The organism is Yunchengibacter salinarum, from assembly GCF_037658235.1.
GTDB classification, from domain to species: domain Bacteria; phylum Pseudomonadota; class Alphaproteobacteria; order Sphingomonadales; family Kordiimonadaceae; genus Yunchengibacter; species Yunchengibacter salinarum.
On sequence record NZ_JBBJLN010000004.1, the window covers coordinates 83,459 to 99,433 of the forward strand.

The following is a 15,975-nucleotide window of genomic DNA, read 5'->3' on the forward strand; positions in this document are numbered from 1 at the left end:
TGGTGCAAACGGGCGGCTAGGTTTGATGCTTCGGATCAGTAACGGGGAAGGGGAACCGATGAACAGACAAAGCCGCGTTTCAGATGATGCCCGCGCCATGATGGAATTTGAAAGCCGCCGCAAGTCCGTGCTGGTGGCGTATCTTCTGTGGTTCTTTCTGGGCGGTTTCGGGGTTCACCGCTTTTATCTGGGGGCCACTTTTTCCGGCTTCGTCATGCTGGCGGTGGCCGGGGTGTCCTTCCTGACCATGATCATTCTGATCGGTCATCTGGGGATGCTTTTCATCGGCTTGTGGTGGCTCGTGGATGCCCTGCTGATTCCGGGGCTTACGCAGCGCTATAATGCCAGGCTGGCCCGCACCATCGGCTGATCGGCTTTTCCGGGCACGAAAAACGCGCCCCGATGATCGGGGCGCGCTTCATGGTTTCAAGCCATGCGCCAGGAGGGGCGGGGCGGCGGCTCAGTCGTCCGCCACTTTCACCACCTGCTTGCCGAAATTGCGGCCCTTGAGCATGTCGATAAAGGCTTGGGGGGCGTTCTCCAGGCCCTCGGCCACGGTTTCCCGATATTTCAGCTTGCCTTCTTTCAGCCAGCCCGCGCCCAGCTTGACCCATTCGCGGGTCAGTTCCGGGTAATTGAAGACGATGAAGCCCTGCATCTTCACGCTGCGCTGGATCAGCACCATCAGATTGCGCGGCCCCGGCGGCAGATCATCCAGCGTGGCATTATAGCTGGCGATCATGCCGCAAAGCGCGATCCGGGCGTTGAAATTGAGATTGTTGATGGCCGCTTCCATGATCGGGCCGCCCACATTTTCGAAATAGACATCGATGCCATCGGGATTGGCCTTGCGCACCGCTTTGACCAGATTGCCTTCCGTCTTGTAATTGAAGGCATCGTCGAACCCCAATTCCCTGAGATAGGCAACCTTGTCATCGTCCCCGGCGCTGCCCGCCACATGACAGCCCAGATTTTTGGCGATCTGGCCCACTACCTGGCCCACGGCGCCCGATGCGGCGGAAACGAAGACATTTTCGCCGTCTTTCAGCTCCGCCACGCCCTTCAGGCCAACATAGGCCGTCATCCCCGGCATACCGAGAATACCGAGATGATAGGACAGCGGCGCCAGGGACGGGTCTACCTCGTAGAAGTCGCTTGCCTGATGATTGAAGGCATCGGCCATCGGCCCCATGCCGACCACATAGGCCCCTTCCTTGAACCGCCCCCCGTTGGAGGCCACCACCTTGCCCACGAGCCCGGCTTCGATCGGTTCGCCGATCTGGAAAGGCGGAATGTAGGACTTCATGTCGTTCATCCGGCCCCGCATATAAGGGTCCACGGAGAAATAAACGGGCTTGATCTGCACCTCGCCACTGGCCGGGTCGCCAAGCTCGGCTTCCGCCTGCTTGAAATTGTCATTGGTGACCCAGCCTTCGGGCCGGCTGTTCAACAGGATCTGGCGGATTGCGGTCATCTGGGTGTCCTCCCCCTTTTGGACAATGTTCGATTGGGTACAGAAGATTAGGTGGCGAGCGCGGGCGCGGCAAGGGGGGCGAAGGCTTCTTTTTTATGTGGTATTATTTTACCTCATTTTTATCTCATTGTTTTTGAATAACTTTTACAAAAATATAGCCACTTAAAAGGCTTGACGCAGGCCGCGCCATCACTATAGTGCACGCCACGCACCGGCGGGTCGTATCACGGTCCCGTCGCCCGAGCGGCCAAAGGAGCCGCCGCAGAGCCCCAAGCACACGGGATACAGTATGGCGGGGGCCTCGCGGCACAAAAGAACCGGACCAGAAAACCGGACAAGAGGACAATTATGAAAACCTACTCCGCCAAACCGTCGGAGATCGAAAAGAAGTGGCTCATCGTCGATGCAGACGGTGTGGTCCTGGGCCGTCTTGCCCAGGCCGTCGCTTCCGTTCTCCGGGGCAAGCACAAGCCCACCTTCACGCCCCATATGGACTGCGGCGACAATGTGATCGTGATCAACGCCGACAAGGTGAAGCTCACCGGCAAGAAACGGTCGGACAAGATCTATTACCGCCACACCGGCTATCCCGGGGGCATCAAATCCCAGACGGCGGAAGAAATCCTCGAAGGTCGCTTCCCGGAGCGCGTCGTGGAAAAAGCCATTCAGCGCATGATCCCCTCCGGCCCGCTGGGCCGCCAGCAATTGCGCAATCTGCGCGTCTTTGCGGGCAGCGATCATCCGCACGCCGCTCAGAACCCTGAAGTTCTGGACGTTGCGGCCATGAACCCCAAGAACAAGAGGTAAGCGTCATGGCAGAAGATAAAGCCACGCTTCAGGATCTGAAGGAAATCACGGGCGAGCCCGCCGCCGGCGACACGCCGGTTGAGGCCACCCAGGAAGAGCGCAAGCCCGTCAAGGACTCGCTGGGCCGCACCTATGCCACTGGTCGCCGGAAGGATGCCGTGGCCCGTGTCTGGGTCAAGCCGGGCAGCGGTCGCATCACGGTGAACGGGCGGGAGCAGGAAGTCTATTTCGCTCGCCCGACGCTGCGGCTGATCGTGAACCAGCCGTTCCAGGTTGCTGATCGGGTGGACCAGTATGATGTGGTCGCCACCGTAAAGGGCGGCGGCCTCAGTGGTCAGGCCGGTGCCGTCAAGCATGGCATTTCCCGCGCCCTGCAACTGGCGGAGCCGGAACTGCGCGCGTCGTTGAAGTCCGCGGGCTTCCTGACGCGGGACAGCCGGACGGTGGAACGGAAGAAGTATGGCCGCAAAAAGGCCCGTCGCAGCTTCCAGTTCTCCAAGCGTTAAGGCCGCGAGCGGGCAACGCCCGCCATGCCGAACAGAATTCGGGCCGCTCCTTCGGGGGCGGCCTTTTTTTATGGGCGCGACCGGTTTATGGTCGGGGCACGCATCTGGCGGGCGCCAGGTACACCATCCATCGCGCAAGGGAGATTGCCATGACCCGCTTGTTATCCAGACTGCTCCTGCTGGGCGGTTTGCTGATCGGGGGGCGGGGCGCGCTCGCGCAGGCGCCGGATATGGACCTGGACATGTCCAATGCCGCCATGCCCCTACCGGGCATCATCACTGGCGGCCAACCCAGCCGGGACGACCTGAAGGCGCTGGCGGACAGCGGGGTGAAAACCGTCATCACCCTGCGCACCGAAAATGAATGGACCGGCATGGACGAAGATGCCGAGACCAGCGCGCTCGGCCTAAGGCTGATCCGCATTCCCGTCAGCGGCGCGGAAGACCTGACACCGGAAACCGCAAGGCAGTTGCACGCCGCGCTCACCGAAGTGGAAGCGCATGGGCAGGTGCTGCTGCACTGTGCGGCCGGCAATCGCGCGGGCGGGCTGCTGGCCCTGCGCCAGTTCCATTTTCAGGATATGAGCGTGGACGCCGCCTATGATCTGGGCCGGAAAGCGGGTCTTTCCGGCTTGTCACGGGCTGTGAAGAAAAAGCTGCAACAGGCTGAAAAGAAACAGTAAAAATATCCAAAGGGGGAGAGTATCATGCACCGGACATTATCACTGTGTCTCGCCGCCGCCATGGGTGGGCTGGGGCTTCTGGCGGCAACAACACTGCCCGCCTCGGCGCAGGCGCTGCACGAAAACCCGGCAAAGGAAGTGCGCCGCATTCATGGTTTCGTCAACACTGTGGATGCGGACAGGATCGAGGCGGATATTCGTACCCTGGCCGGGTTCGGCACGCGGCACACCCTGTCGCAGACGGACAGTGACGAGCGTGGTATCGGCGCGGCCCGGCGCTTCATTCAGGGGGAAATGGAAGCCATTGCCGAAACCTGCAAAGCGGATGTGGAGGTCTTTACCGTTTCGGAAACGGTGGAGGGGGGCCGTATTCCAGACCCCACCGAAGTGGTGAATGTGGTCGCGCTGCAAAAGGGTATTCTGGACCCGAACCGGGTGGTGATGATGTCCGGCGACATTGACAGCCGGGCCAGTGACCCGCTGGACGGCACATCCGACGCGCCGGGCGCCAATGACAATGCCAGCGGCATGGCCGGTGTCATGGAAGCGCTTCGCGTGCTGTGCCAGACCAAATTCCCCGGTTCCATCGTCTATGCGGGCCTGTCAGGGGAAGAGCAGGGGCTCTATGGTGGCCGCATTCTGGCGGATTATGCCAAAAAGAACGGCTGGCGGATCATGGGGGTGCTCAATAATGACATGATCGGCAATATCAGCGGCATCAACGGCATTACCGACAATACCATCGCTCGTGTCTTTTCCGAGGGCACCCGCGTGGTGGAAACCGAGGAAGAGGCCCGCCAGCGCCGCTTCTGGGGCGGCGAGGTGGACAGCCCCAGCCGCAATCTGGCGCGCCTGATCGACACATTGGCGGATCGCTATATCCGCAATCTGGACGTGATGATGATCTACCGGCTGGATCGTTTCCGTCGCGGCGGCCACCATCGCCCGTTCAACGAGGCGGGCTATCCGGGCGTGCGCATCATGGAAACCAACGAGCATTATGACCGTCAGCATCAGAACATCCGCACCGAGAATGGGCGCCATTTCGGCGACACCGTCGATTATGTTGATTTTGACTATGCCGCCAAGCTGACCTCACTGAATGTGGCGACCCTGGCGCAACTGGCGGGAAGCCCGCCTTTCCCGGTGGATGTGACCATCGAAGGGGCGGTCAGCCCGGACACTACGGTGAAATGGTCCATGCCGTGGCAGACACGCCAGATGGCCAATCTCAGGGGCTTCCGCATCTATTGGCGCAAGACCACGGATGCCAACTGGCGCTGGAGCCATTTCGTGGGCAAGGACAAGCGGGAACACACGCTGGAAAATGTGGTGATCGACAATTACTTCTTTGGTGTAACCGCCGTGGCCAATGACGGGCTGGAAACGCCGGTGGTGTTTCCCGGCCCCATGGGGGCATTCGAACCGGCCCCCGGTACGGGCGGGGAATGACCTTCACAAACCCGCTAACCGTATTGTGAACTGACAGGGACGCTTTCAGCACCTATCTGCTGTGGCGGGGGACCGCTCCCCGGCGGGGGACCGCTCCCCGCCGCAGCGCTGTTCAATGGGACAAAGGACCACTCATGACCGCAAGCCGGATCGTCCGCCCGCTCGTCTTCATTACCGCCCTTATCCTGGCATGGCTGCCCGCGCAGGCCGAAACCACCCTGCGCACCCAGGTGACGGAGAGCCACAGCACCATCCTTCTGGCCTCGGAGGTGCGGGCCGTGGCCGTTGGCGAGCCGTTCTGGCTGGCTGTGCGCTTCACGCCCAGGGAACACTGGCACACCTATTGGAAGAACCCCGGCGACAGCGGCATGACGCCCATTCTGTCCTTTGATCTGCCCGATGGCTGGCAGGCGGCGGACCCGCTTTATCCGGTGCCGGAGCGCCTGCCGGTCGGCCCGCTGATGAATTATGGCTATGACGCGCCCAATACGCTGCTTGTGAAGGTGACACCCGGCAAGACGGTGCCGGAAACGGCCCGCATCGGCCTGTCGGCGGAATGGTTGTCCTGTGAGGAAAGCTGCATTCCGCAAAGCGCCGAACTGGCGCTGTCCCTGCCGCGCGGGGAGGCTGGCGCGCGCGCCGAATCCAATGGGGATCTGTTCTCCACCGCGCGGGAGCGTTTGCCCGACCCGTCCTGGTATGAAGCCGGGCTGCGGGTCGGCGACGAATCCAGCCGGTTGACCGTGCTGACCGGCGCGGCGGAAGCGGCCCGTGTGGAAAAGGCCACCTTCTTCCCGGCGGGGGAGGGCGTGACCACCTATGCCGCCGAGCAAACGATGGCGCGCACCGAACAGGGGCTGGAACTGACCCTGCCGCGCGATCGCGGGGCCCTGGAGCCGGATACGGCGGCGGGGGTCCTAGTGCTCGATTTCAAGGACGGCACGCGGCAGGCCATGCGTCTGGCGCCGGACCTGATTCAGGCCGATGGCCCGGCAACACAGGGGGCGGACGGCGCCACCCCCGCGGGAGACGGGAAAGCGGCCAAGGGGGCGGTGTTGCCCACGGGCGCCAGCGCTGCCCTGCCGCTTTGGCAGGCGGTGCTGTTCGCGCTGCTTGGCGGCATGGTGCTTAACCTGATGCCCTGCGTGTTCCCGGTTCTGTCGCTGAAAGCATTTGCCTTCCTTAAAAGCGGTGGCGAGCAGCCTGCGGCCCGGCGGCTTGAGGGCTGGGCCTACACCGCCGGCATTCTGGCAAGCTTTCTGGTGGTGGTGGGCGCGCTGCTGGCCTTGCGGGCAGGGGGCGCCGCCGTGGGCTGGGGCTTCCAGATGCAGAACCCCATCTTTATCGCGGCCATGACCGTGATCATGGTGCTGGTGGGGCTGTCGCTTTCCGGCTTTTTCGAACTGCGCACCGGCTTTGAAGGGGCAGGTCAGGGGCTGGCCGGGAAAAACGGCACCACTGGCTCTTTCTTCACCGGCGTTCTGGCCACGCTTGTGGCCACGCCCTGCACCGCGCCGCTCATGGCGCCGGCCATCGGCTATGCGCTGACACAGCCCATTCCGGTGGTGTTGCTGGTGTTCCTGTCACTTGGATTCGGACTGGCCCTGCCTTTCCTGATCCTGTCCCACAGCCCGCGCGCCGCGAAACTTCTGCCCAGACCCGGCCCGTGGATGGAAACGCTGCGTCAGGCGCTGGCCTTCCCCATGTATGCCACGGCGATCTGGCTGGTTTATCTGTTCACCGTGCAGGCGGGCTCGGCGGCACTTTTCATTCTGCTGCTTCTGCTGCTTGGCCTGGTGTTCGCCATCTGGCTGTGGGGCCGCGCGGCGGGCCGTGTACTGAAAGGCGCGGCGTTGATTTTCGGCCTGGCCGCGCTGGTGGCGATCTGGTTCATTCCCACCCATGGCGGGGAGGACCGCAGTGCCCAAAGCGGCGACAGCGTGATGGACGGCGCCGCCTGGAGCGCTGAACGGCTCGACAGCCTTCGGGCGGACGGCGAACCGGTTTTCGTGTATTTCACCGCCGACTGGTGCATCACCTGCAAGGTGAACGAGCGCGTGGCACTGTATCGCACGCCCACGGAAACCTACTTCCGGGAAAACGATATTGCCGTCCTCAAAGGGGACTGGACGAACCGAAATGACGCCATTGGCCGCGTGCTTGCGGAATATGGCCGGGCCGGTGTGCCGCTCTATCTGTTCTTCCCGGCGGATGGTGGCGATGCCGTTATCCTGCCGCAGGTTCTCACCGTGGACAGCCTGCTTGGCGCCATCAAAAAGGCGCAGGCGGGCGACGCTGCTCAATCATGAAAGGGAGCAAAGCCATGACACCCGTGAAACATATCCTGCTGAGCCTGGCGGCCCTGCTGCTGGGCGCCCACACAGCCACGGCCAGCCCCGTAGTGGGCGAACCGGCGCCGGATTTCACCCTGAAGAGCGCTTCCGGGGGCGAAATCTCGCTGGAACAATATGCCGGCAAACCGGTGATCCTGGAATGGACCAATCACCAATGCCCCTATGTGGGAAAACACTATGGCAGCGGCAATATGCAGCGCATCCAGAAGAAGCTGACCGATGACGGCGCCGTCTGGCTGTCGATCATTTCGTCCGCCCCCGGCAAACAGGGCCATGTGGAAGCGGAAAAGGCCGTTCATTTGACCGAGAGCCGGGGCGCCTATCCCACCCATGTGCTTCTTGACCCCAAAGGCGATGTGGGCCGCCTTTACGGCGCGCGCACCACACCGCACATGTTTCTGATCGATGCGGATGGCACGCTTAAATATAAGGGCGCCATTGATGATCGCTCCTCGCCCAGCCAGGACAGCCTGGAAGGGGCCACCAATTATGTGACCGCCGCCTGGTCCGCCCTGCAAAACGGCGAGGAAATCAGCCCCAGGGCCACACGCCCCTATGGCTGCTCGGTGAAATACTGACAGCCGGTCGATCAGGCGCTGTGACCGCATAAGCCGCCTGCGCCCTTGATAAGCCGGGTATGACGTGTAAAATCCCCGGAACAGAAGGCGTTAGGGGCCGGTGAACGATCGGCCCCACCAGCAGCGGAACCGTGCATGTTTTTTATCATCGGCCTGATTGTCGTGCTCGTCATGGTGTTTGGCGGCTTTTCCCTGGCGGGCGGCAAGTTCGGCATCATCATCAAGGCCCTGCCGTTCGAGCTGATGATCATTTTCGGCGGGGCGATCGGGGCCTTCATCAGTGGCAATTCCCCCAAGGTTCTCAAGGGGGGCATATCCGGCATCAGCAAGGTGATGAAGGGGTCCAAATGGTCCAGCGATGACTGGAAGGACCTGCTGTCGCTGATGTTCATGCTGGTCAAGACCATGCGCGCCAAGGGCGTGGTGGCGATCGAGGGCCATATCGAAAACCCGGAAGAATCGAAGATATTCCAGCAGTTCCCCAAGATCACGGCCGACCATCATGTGGTGGAATTCATCGCCGATTACATCCGCATGATGACGATGAATTTCGAAGATCCAAACCAGATGGAAGACGCCATGAATGCGGATCTGGAGAAGATCCATGCGGAAGAGCACGACCCGCAGCATTCCATTCACGAAATGGCGGAGGGCCTGCCCGCCGTCGGCATCGTGGCGGCGGTGCTGGGGATTGTGAAGACCATGGGCTCGATCAATGAGCCGGTGGAAGTGCTGGGCGCCATGATCGGCAGCGCACTGGTGGGCACCTTTCTCGGTATTTTCCTGTCTTATCTGGTTTTCAAACCCATCGCCAACCGGCTCAATCAGGTCTTGACCGAGGAACACCAGTTCCTGGAAGTCATCAAGATCATCATTGTTTCACACCTGCAAGGCAACGCCCCGCAGATTTCCGTGGAACTGGGGCGGCGCAATGTGCCTTCGGAGCACATGCCCGGCTTTGAGGAAATGGAAGAGGCCATCGCCGAACTGCCCACGGATGTCTGATCAGCAGGGCGGTACCCTTTCAAACAACAGTCCTATGGGGGAAACCATGACACAGCCCGCGCGCGTCGGCATTCTGGGCGCCAGTGGATATACCGGGGGCGACCTGGTGCGTCTTCTGGCGCGCCATCCGCATGTGGAAATCGTTTTGCTTACTGCGGAGCGCCGCGCCGGCCAGCCGATCGGCGACGTGTTTCCCCATCTTTCCGGGCTGGGCCTGCCGGACATGATCGCGCTGGACGAGGTGGAATGGCCCGCCGTGGAGCTGGACGCGGTTTTCTGCGCCCTGCCACACGCCACAAGCCAGGCGGTGATCCGGGGGCTGATGCACGACACCGGACACACGCTTCTGGAAGAATTCGTCGCGGAAGGCCCTGATGACCTGGCGGACAGCTTCACGGGCCAGGCGCGCATCATCGACCTGTCCGCCGATTTCCGGCTTCGTGATGTGGCCACCTATGCCCGCTGGTATGGCCGGGACCATCAGGCCGCGGACCTTCAGAAGAAAGCCGTTTATGGTCTGCCGGAACTGTACCGGGACCAGATTCGCAGTTCGCACCTGGTGGCGTGTCCGGGGTGCTACCCCACCGCCGCGCTGATTGGCCTGGCGCCGCTGCTGGAAGCGGGCCTGATCACGCCGGACGGCATCACCATCGATGCCAAGTCAGGCGCCAGCGGGGCAGGGCGCGGGCTGAAGGATCACCTGCTGTTCGCGGAACTAAATGAAGGCTTCAAGCCTTATGGCGTTGGGCACCACCGCCATATGCCGGAGATTGAACAGGAACTGTCCCGCGCCGCGGGCGGCGACGTGACCATCAGCTTCACCCCCCATCTGGTGCCCATGAATCGCGGCCAGTTGGAAACAATCTATGTGACGCTGGCGGAAGATCGCAGCGTGGACGATCTGCGCGCATATCTGATCGACCGCTTTTCCGATGAGCCCTTTGTCCATGTGCTGCGGGAAGGGCAGGTGCCGAACACAAGCGGCGTCAAGGGGTCCAACATGTGCCATATCAATGTATTTGCGGATCGCATACAGGGCCGGGCCATCGTGGTGTCCGCCATCGACAATCTGGTCAAGGGCTCCAGCGGTCAGGCCATTCAGGCAATGAATCTGATGCTGGGATATGAGGAAAAGTGCGGCCTTGAACAGGTGGCGCTCTTCCCCTGAGGCATGGGAGACCAGCAATGGCACCGCTTTACCGCGAGACCGATCTCGGCGGTCGGCTGACTCCGTTCAAGGGCATATGGCCCAAGGTGGATGACAGCGCCTTCATCCTGCACGGCGCGCAGGTGGTGGGCGACGTGGTGATCGGCCCCGGCAGCAGCATATGGCATAACACCGTGGTGCGGGGAGACGTGCATCATGTGCGCATCGGCGCGCGCAGCAATGTGCAGGATGGCACGGTGGTCCATGTAACCACGCACAAGAATCCCACCCTGATCGGGGATGACGTTCTGGTGGCGCACAAGGCCATGCTGCACGGCTGCACCCTTGAAGACGGCGCTTTTGTGGGCATGGGCGCCATCGTGATGGACCGGGCGGTCGTGGAGGGCGGCGGAATGCTGGCGGCGGGTGGGATGCTCACCCCCGGCAAGGTGATCCGACGCGGCGAATTGTGGGCAGGCAGCCCGGCCAGCCTCATGCGCACGCTGAGCGATGCGGAAATCGCCGCCAATATGCGTATGCCGGAACATTATCGCCTATTGGCCGAACAACACAGGCTCGATGCCCGCGGGGAGCAGGCGATACATCCATACCCATAAGGCGGAAACCGCCGTATCTGTCGGACTTTAATCCCTGAAAGGTCTTGTCAAAACAGGTACGAACCCCACATAAACAAGCGTATCGGGCAAGGGGGCGCCTTTCGTCGAGGGGCGGACGGTTTCACCCTGTCCATCCGCATTCAGCGGGTTCCATCCACTCTGGATCAAGACGAGGTGAGCTATGAGCTTTGAACTGCCGGACCTTCCCTATGCACAAGACGCCCTGGAACCGCATATTTCGAAGGAAACGCTGAGTTTCCACCACGGCAAACACCACAACACCTATGTCACTACGCTCAATGGCCTGATCGAGGGAACCGAGCTGGAAAGCAAATCCCTGGAAGACATCATGCTGATCAGCGCGAAAGACGCCGGAAAGCAAAAGCTTTTCAATCAGGCCGCGCAGGTATGGAACCATACCTTCTACTGGCACAGCATGAAGCCCGGTGGTGGCGGTAAGCCCAGCGGGGATCTGGCCGCGAAAATCGATGCGGACTTCGGCTCCTTCGATGAGTTCGCGGACCAGTTCAAGACGGCGGGCGCCACCCAGTTCGGCTCCGGTTGGGCCTGGCTGGTACTGAACAATGGTAAGCTGGAAGTCACCAAAACACTGAATGCCGGCAACCCCATGACCGAGGGCAAGACCCCGCTGCTGACCATGGATGTGTGGGAACACGCCTATTATCTGGATTACCAGAACCGCCGCCCGGATTATATGGGCGCTTTCCTGGGCAATCTGGTGAACTGGGATTTCGTGGCCGAAAATCTGGCCAAGGCATCCTGATATCTTGTGGGGCGGGGGCTGGTTTGCCGCTCGCCCCGCACATCTGTGCCGTTTGATCGGTCGGGATCGTGGCCCGCTGTTCGGATCATGCCTTTCTGGATTTCGCCGATGACCAATTCCCAGTCGCATCAGCCCGGCGCGGGCGCCTCCGATCCCGGCGATCCCCCACTGGACCCCGTGGAGTACTGCCGTGGCAGCGTGCGGCAGGATGATCCAGACCGTTATCTGGTATCGCTGTTCTGCCCGGCGGAAAGCCAGGCCGCACTGTGGGCCATTCATGCCTTCAATCAGGAAATCGGCAAAACGCGGGAGAGCGTGAGTGACCCCACGCTGGGCCAGATTCGGCTTCAATGGTGGCGGGAATCGCTTGAAGCCATAGAGGCGGGCACACCCCGGCGGCATCCCGTGGTGGAAGCGCTGGCCCGGATAGAAGGGTTCGATGGCCTGTATCCGATTCTGATCGATATGATCGATGCGCGGGAACAGGACCTGTTCGATACTGGCCCCGATGATTTTGATGCGCTTGCCGATTATACCCGCCGCGCGGCGGGGGGTGTCACCGTGGCGGCCATGTGGGTTCTGGGGGCGCAGGACGATCATCTGGTGGCTGGCCGTGCGGCCGGCGCCGCATTTGGCATGACCGGGCTGATTCGCGCTACCGCCTATCACAGCGCGCTGGGCACCAGCCGCTTGCCGCAGGAAGACGTGACCCGCGCCGGGCTGGCGCCGGAAGCCGCCCGGCAGAAAGAAGCGCAGGAAGCCCTGCGCCCGATTTTCATGCGCATGGTGGCGTTTGCCAGAAGCGAGGCCAAGCGCGCCCGTTCCATGCGTCGGCGGATACCTTCAAAAATGCGCGCACCCATGCTGGAACTGGCACTGGTGGATCAATATCTGGCGATCATCGAATCGCGGCAGGGGCGCGCTTTCGAGCTGCCGCTGGATAAACCCAGCCGCTTTTCCAAGATGCTAACCTTGATGGGACGCAGCCTGCTTGGCCGGTATTGACGGGATGCGCCGGTGTATCGCCAACCAGGACAGGTTTTGATTCGGCTATAAAGGCCGCGACGGAGACAGCCGAAACCACCGCACCAAAAATGGCACGGCGGTAAAAATCTTCACTCCGGTGCGCCGAAAAGTCAGGCGTCAGGCGGAGATGTCTACCCGGTTGCCCACGTCCGGCCCGGTGGAAGAGCGCTCAACCTCCAGCCGTTCGGAGCCGGAATCCCGCGCTTCCACGCGCTCATTGCGCTCTGTGGCGGCGGATTCGTTGCTACCGCTCTGGCCGCTGCTCAACACGGGCTGCTGGGCAGCCTGGGATGCGCCTTGAATATCCATCTCTTTCACCTCCTTTAGCGTGAGACTCACGCTCACTCAGCACTTGACAATATAGCGCAAACCGGGCCGCTTGACTAGGGAAACCGCCAATTTGATCTTTTTGCCCCAGCTTCGAGCTTTTCGCCCATGGTCATGTGCCGTCTCATCGCCGCCAGCCTCGCCCTCGTCGCCCTTGCGGGCTGCGCCACGGGGCCGGAACGGCGCGTCAATACCGATGCCGGGCCGGTAAGCGCCAAGGCCCGGAACCGGCTTGCATCCGAAGACCCGGCGGCGCTGGCGCGTGTGGCGCGCGGCTTCGAGCGGGCAGGGGACCTGAAAAATGCCCACGCGCTGTATCAGCAGGCCCTGGCCGCTGCGCCGGGCCTTGTTGCGGCCCGTGCCGGGCTGGCCCGACTGACCATATTGAGCGGGAACGCGAATGAGGGACTGGCGCGCCTGCGAGAGTTGGCACGCGAAAGCGGCGACACCAGCGTGTGGTGCGACCTGATTGATGCGCTCGTAATGCTGGGGCGATTCGATGCCGCCTTTGACGCCATGAAGGCCGCGAATACCGTGGGCCTGTCCCTGTCCGCGAGCCAGCAGGCCCGCTTGACGGCGGCGGCGGGCGACCTTGATGCGGCAAGAGCGCGGCTGCGGCAAGCTGACGGGACAAAAGACAATGCCGCAGCTCTTACCATGGCTCTGATAGAAGCGCTGGACGGGCATTATGATGTGGCGGTCAGAAGCCTTCAGGCGCCTTTGAACACCGCCCGGCTGAAAACACGCGCGCTGCGGGCGCTGGCCCTTGTTTACGGCCTTTCCGACCAGCCGGCGGTGGCCAACAAGCTGGCCAACGAGGGGCTGACATTACAGGACGCGCAGGAAGTGAAACGGCTGGTGAGTCTGTTGCCGCGCCTTGATCCGCGGGAAAGGGCGGGGCTGGTGCTGTTCAACCGCCTGTCCCGCGAAGCCGCCCGCCGCCTGCATGGTACCGACAAGGAATGAAGGCTGGTGCCACACCCTACTTGCAGGGGGCTGGCGGGCGCACTATCAAGGCCGTCCCGGCGGCCCGGAATATCGGCCTTCATCGAGATCAGAGCCTGAAATGAGGAGTGAGCCCGCGTGAGACCCTGTAACTCCATGGACGAGGTGCGCACCGAAATCGATCGGTTGGACCGGGCCATTGTTCCCCTTTTGCTTGAGCGGCTGGACTATATCCGCCAGGCGGGCGAGATCAAACGGGACCGGAACACCGTGCGCGACGCCGCGCGGGTGGAAGATGTGGTGGCCAAAGTGCGCGCCGAAGCCACCAGCGCCGCCAAGCGCTTGAATCACCCGGAAGACCCTGCCGCGCTGGCCGATTATGTGGATGAAATCTACCGCTTCCTGATCGAGTGGAGCATCAATCACGAATATGGCGTCTGGGATCGGGCCAACCGGAACCACAAGGATCAGGAGCGCTGAGTCCGACGGCGGTGTTGTTCAGCTTGGAAGCGGTCGCCGAAAGCCCTGGCGCTCTCAGAAACGACATTTAGCCCGCGCAGTCGGCGCATACCGTGGCGGACGGGTCCAGCGCCAGCCGCTTTAACGGGATATCGTCCCCGCATTTGAGGCAGGCGCCGAATTCCCCGCTTTCCAGCCGTTTCAAGGCGGCATCGATGCGGGACAGGGCATTCTGCCGCCGGGCGCTGATGGCATTATTCATGGCCTGACCCTGCAAGGCATCCATGCGGGACAGGCGCCCCACCTTTTGCTGATCAAGGTCCACGGCGGCCCGGCCTTCAGCCGAGGTTTGGTCCAGCGCCAGAAGTTCCCGTCGCTGATCTTCCAGCCGGGCTTTCCAGGCAACCACATCATCATAATCGGGCAGCGTTTCATTCATATGCTCAGGCAAGACCATGGCGCGAAAAAGGTCAAGCCCCAAGCGCGCGGGGCACCCCGCACGGGGATGTCAAGGCCCCGGCATCCCGCTCGCCCCACGAAAAAGGGCAGACCTGTCAGGGGTCTGCCCGGTGATCTTCAGGCATGAAAGGGCATCTATTCCGCCGCCGATGTGCCCTTGGCGATGGTACCATCCACATAGGCGCGGCGGGCATCGTGCTCCGCGGCCACCTTCATGTCGTTTTCCTGCATCTGGTCGATATCCAGATTGGCGAAGCCCAGAATGCCCATCTGGCTGTAACCGCGCTGAATGCGATCCCCCCACAGGCCGATATCCTTTACGATGGGCACGATGCGGCTGAACAGGCTGGTGCGGAAAATCTGCATGGCCTGACTCTGCTCCAGGAATTCGTGGCATTCCCTGGTGGGAAAGCCAAGGGTCTCCCACACTTCCGTGGCCTGAAAACGGTCCCGCATCAAATAGCAGGCCTCCACCAGAAATTCTTCCCGCTCATCCCGCTCCGGCTGTGTGAGTTCGGGATAAAATTCCTTCAGGGTCAGGCGCCCGAACGCCACATGGCGGGCCTCGTCCTGCATCACATAGGCATTCACGGCCTGGGCCAGCGGGTCCGTCGCATGGTCGCGTATGTTGGCAAAGGCGGCCAGTGCCAGCCCTTCGATCACCACCTGCATCCCCAGATAGGTCATGTCCCAGCGGCTGTCCCGCAGCACCTGATCCAGCAGGGACTTCAGCGGCCCGGTAATGGGATAGGCCACATTGATCTTTTCAAGCAGCGCCTTATAGGCTTCCACATGGCGCGCCTCGTCCATCACCTGGGTGGAGGCATAGAACTTGGCCTCCGTATCCGGGACATTCTGCACGATCTTGGCGGCGCAGAGCAGGGCGCCCTGTTCCCCGTGCAGAAACTGTGACGTGGTCCATGCCTGGTTGTGGCGCCGGGCAACGGCTTTTTCCTCAGCCGGCAGCTTTTCATAGAAATCAGCGCCCGCCAGCGGAAAGAAGCTGTCCGGTATGCCCATGGGATTGTCGGGGTCCATATCGTGGGACCAGTCGATACGCTCCTTGGCGTCCCACTGCATGGCCTTGCCCTTGTCATACAGGTTGAGCAGATCCTTGCGCTCATCGCTGTAATGCCAGTTGAAAAGGGTGTCATAGTCCTGCGGCACATCCCACTGGCTGTCTTCCAGCGCGCGGGCATAGAGCGGATCAAGCGACATCGGTCGGTTCCTCCCTTTATGGTCCTGCCCGGCACCCTCCCCAGAATGCCGCTACGGATGGTAGCCCGAAACGATCGGCAAGACCGGCTCCCTAGACGCAGCAGTCTACTAAATCCCGGCAGGCGGCACAAGCA

General features: G+C 61.9%; 18 protein-coding genes. 14 read left to right on the plus strand and 4 right to left on the minus strand.

Annotation, left to right across the window (positions count from 1 at the left end; genetic code table 11):
- Positions 1-58: 58 nt before the first annotated feature.
- Positions 59-370, plus strand: coding sequence for a TM2 domain-containing protein (locus WGH93_RS05370; RefSeq protein ID WP_374763839.1), 312 nt, complete (start codon positions 59-61; stop codon positions 368-370).
- 90 nt (positions 371-460) lie between these two features.
- Here WGH93_RS05370 and WGH93_RS05375 read toward each other — a convergent pair whose 3' ends face one another.
- Positions 461-1,474: an NADP-dependent oxidoreductase gene (locus WGH93_RS05375; protein WP_374763840.1), complete on the minus strand. Its 1,014-nt coding sequence runs from the start codon at positions 1,472-1,474 to the stop codon at positions 461-463.
- 348 nt (positions 1,475-1,822) lie between these two features.
- On the opposite strand from WGH93_RS05375, the gene rplM reads away from it, so the two are divergent.
- The 11 genes from rplM (at position 1,823) to WGH93_RS05430 (ending at position 12,412) form a co-directional block, all read left to right on the plus strand.
- A complete protein-coding gene (rplM, locus tag WGH93_RS05380; protein WP_374763841.1) occupies positions 1,823-2,281 on the plus strand; it encodes a 50S ribosomal protein L13 in 459 nt (152 codons plus the stop codon).
- 5 nt (positions 2,282-2,286) lie between these two features.
- Positions 2,287-2,787, plus strand: a complete 501-nt coding sequence (rpsI, locus tag WGH93_RS05385) for a 30S ribosomal protein S9 (protein WP_374763842.1) — start codon at positions 2,287-2,289, stop codon at positions 2,785-2,787.
- 149 nt (positions 2,788-2,936) lie between these two features.
- Entirely contained in the window at positions 2,937-3,470 is a 534-nt protein-coding gene (locus WGH93_RS05390) for a protein tyrosine phosphatase family protein (RefSeq protein ID WP_374763843.1), read from the plus strand.
- A gap of 24 nt (positions 3,471-3,494) precedes the next feature.
- On the plus strand, positions 3,495-4,922 hold the full coding sequence (locus WGH93_RS05395) for a M28 family metallopeptidase (protein WP_374763844.1): 1,428 nt from the start codon (positions 3,495-3,497) through the stop codon (positions 4,920-4,922).
- Positions 4,923-5,056: 134 nt separating this feature from the next.
- The gene (locus tag WGH93_RS05400; protein WP_374763845.1) at positions 5,057-7,231 is read left to right on the plus strand and encodes a protein-disulfide reductase DsbD family protein; all 2,175 of its coding nucleotides are present in this window, start codon (positions 5,057-5,059) and stop codon (positions 7,229-7,231) included.
- A 14-nt stretch (positions 7,232-7,245) separates the two neighbouring features.
- Entirely contained in the window at positions 7,246-7,854 is a 609-nt protein-coding gene (locus WGH93_RS05405) for a redoxin domain-containing protein (protein WP_374763846.1), read from the plus strand.
- 135 nt (positions 7,855-7,989) lie between these two features.
- On the plus strand, positions 7,990-8,859 hold the full coding sequence (gene motA / locus WGH93_RS05410; RefSeq protein WP_374763847.1) for a flagellar motor stator protein MotA: 870 nt from the start codon (positions 7,990-7,992) through the stop codon (positions 8,857-8,859).
- A gap of 46 nt (positions 8,860-8,905) precedes the next feature.
- Entirely contained in the window at positions 8,906-10,027 is a 1,122-nt protein-coding gene (gene argC, locus WGH93_RS05415) for an N-acetyl-gamma-glutamyl-phosphate reductase (RefSeq protein ID WP_374763848.1), read from the plus strand.
- Between the two features lie 17 nt (positions 10,028-10,044).
- Positions 10,045-10,623: a gamma carbonic anhydrase family protein gene (locus WGH93_RS05420; protein ID WP_374763849.1), complete on the plus strand. Its 579-nt coding sequence runs from the start codon at positions 10,045-10,047 to the stop codon at positions 10,621-10,623.
- A gap of 181 nt (positions 10,624-10,804) precedes the next feature.
- A complete protein-coding gene (locus tag WGH93_RS05425; RefSeq protein ID WP_374763850.1) occupies positions 10,805-11,407 on the plus strand; it encodes a superoxide dismutase in 603 nt (200 codons plus the stop codon).
- Positions 11,408-11,515: 108 nt separating this feature from the next.
- Positions 11,516-12,412, plus strand: a complete 897-nt coding sequence (locus tag WGH93_RS05430) for a phytoene/squalene synthase family protein (protein ID WP_374763851.1) — start codon at positions 11,516-11,518, stop codon at positions 12,410-12,412.
- Positions 12,413-12,550: 138 nt separating this feature from the next.
- Here WGH93_RS05430 and WGH93_RS05435 read toward each other — a convergent pair whose 3' ends face one another.
- Positions 12,551-12,742, minus strand: a complete 192-nt coding sequence (locus WGH93_RS05435; protein ID WP_374763852.1) for a hypothetical protein — start codon at positions 12,740-12,742, stop codon at positions 12,551-12,553.
- A 126-nt stretch (positions 12,743-12,868) separates the two neighbouring features.
- Here WGH93_RS05435 and WGH93_RS05440 point away from each other — a divergent pair, with 126 nt between their 5' ends.
- On the plus strand, positions 12,869-13,726 hold the full coding sequence (locus WGH93_RS05440) for a tetratricopeptide repeat protein (protein WP_374763853.1): 858 nt from the start codon (positions 12,869-12,871) through the stop codon (positions 13,724-13,726).
- Between the two features lie 117 nt (positions 13,727-13,843).
- Positions 13,844-14,185 (plus strand): chorismate mutase, encoded by a 342-nt coding sequence (locus WGH93_RS05445; RefSeq protein WP_374763854.1) that lies wholly within the window; start codon positions 13,844-13,846, stop codon positions 14,183-14,185.
- A 67-nt stretch (positions 14,186-14,252) separates the two neighbouring features.
- Here WGH93_RS05445 and WGH93_RS05450 read toward each other — a convergent pair whose 3' ends face one another.
- Together WGH93_RS05450 and WGH93_RS05455 are read right to left on the minus strand one after the other, a co-directional pair.
- Positions 14,253-14,603: a TraR/DksA family transcriptional regulator gene (locus WGH93_RS05450; protein WP_374763855.1), complete on the minus strand. Its 351-nt coding sequence runs from the start codon at positions 14,601-14,603 to the stop codon at positions 14,253-14,255.
- A gap of 155 nt (positions 14,604-14,758) precedes the next feature.
- Positions 14,759-15,841, minus strand: coding sequence for a ferritin-like domain-containing protein (locus WGH93_RS05455; RefSeq protein ID WP_374763856.1), 1,083 nt, complete (start codon positions 15,839-15,841; stop codon positions 14,759-14,761).
- Positions 15,842-15,975: the final 134 nt, after the last annotated feature.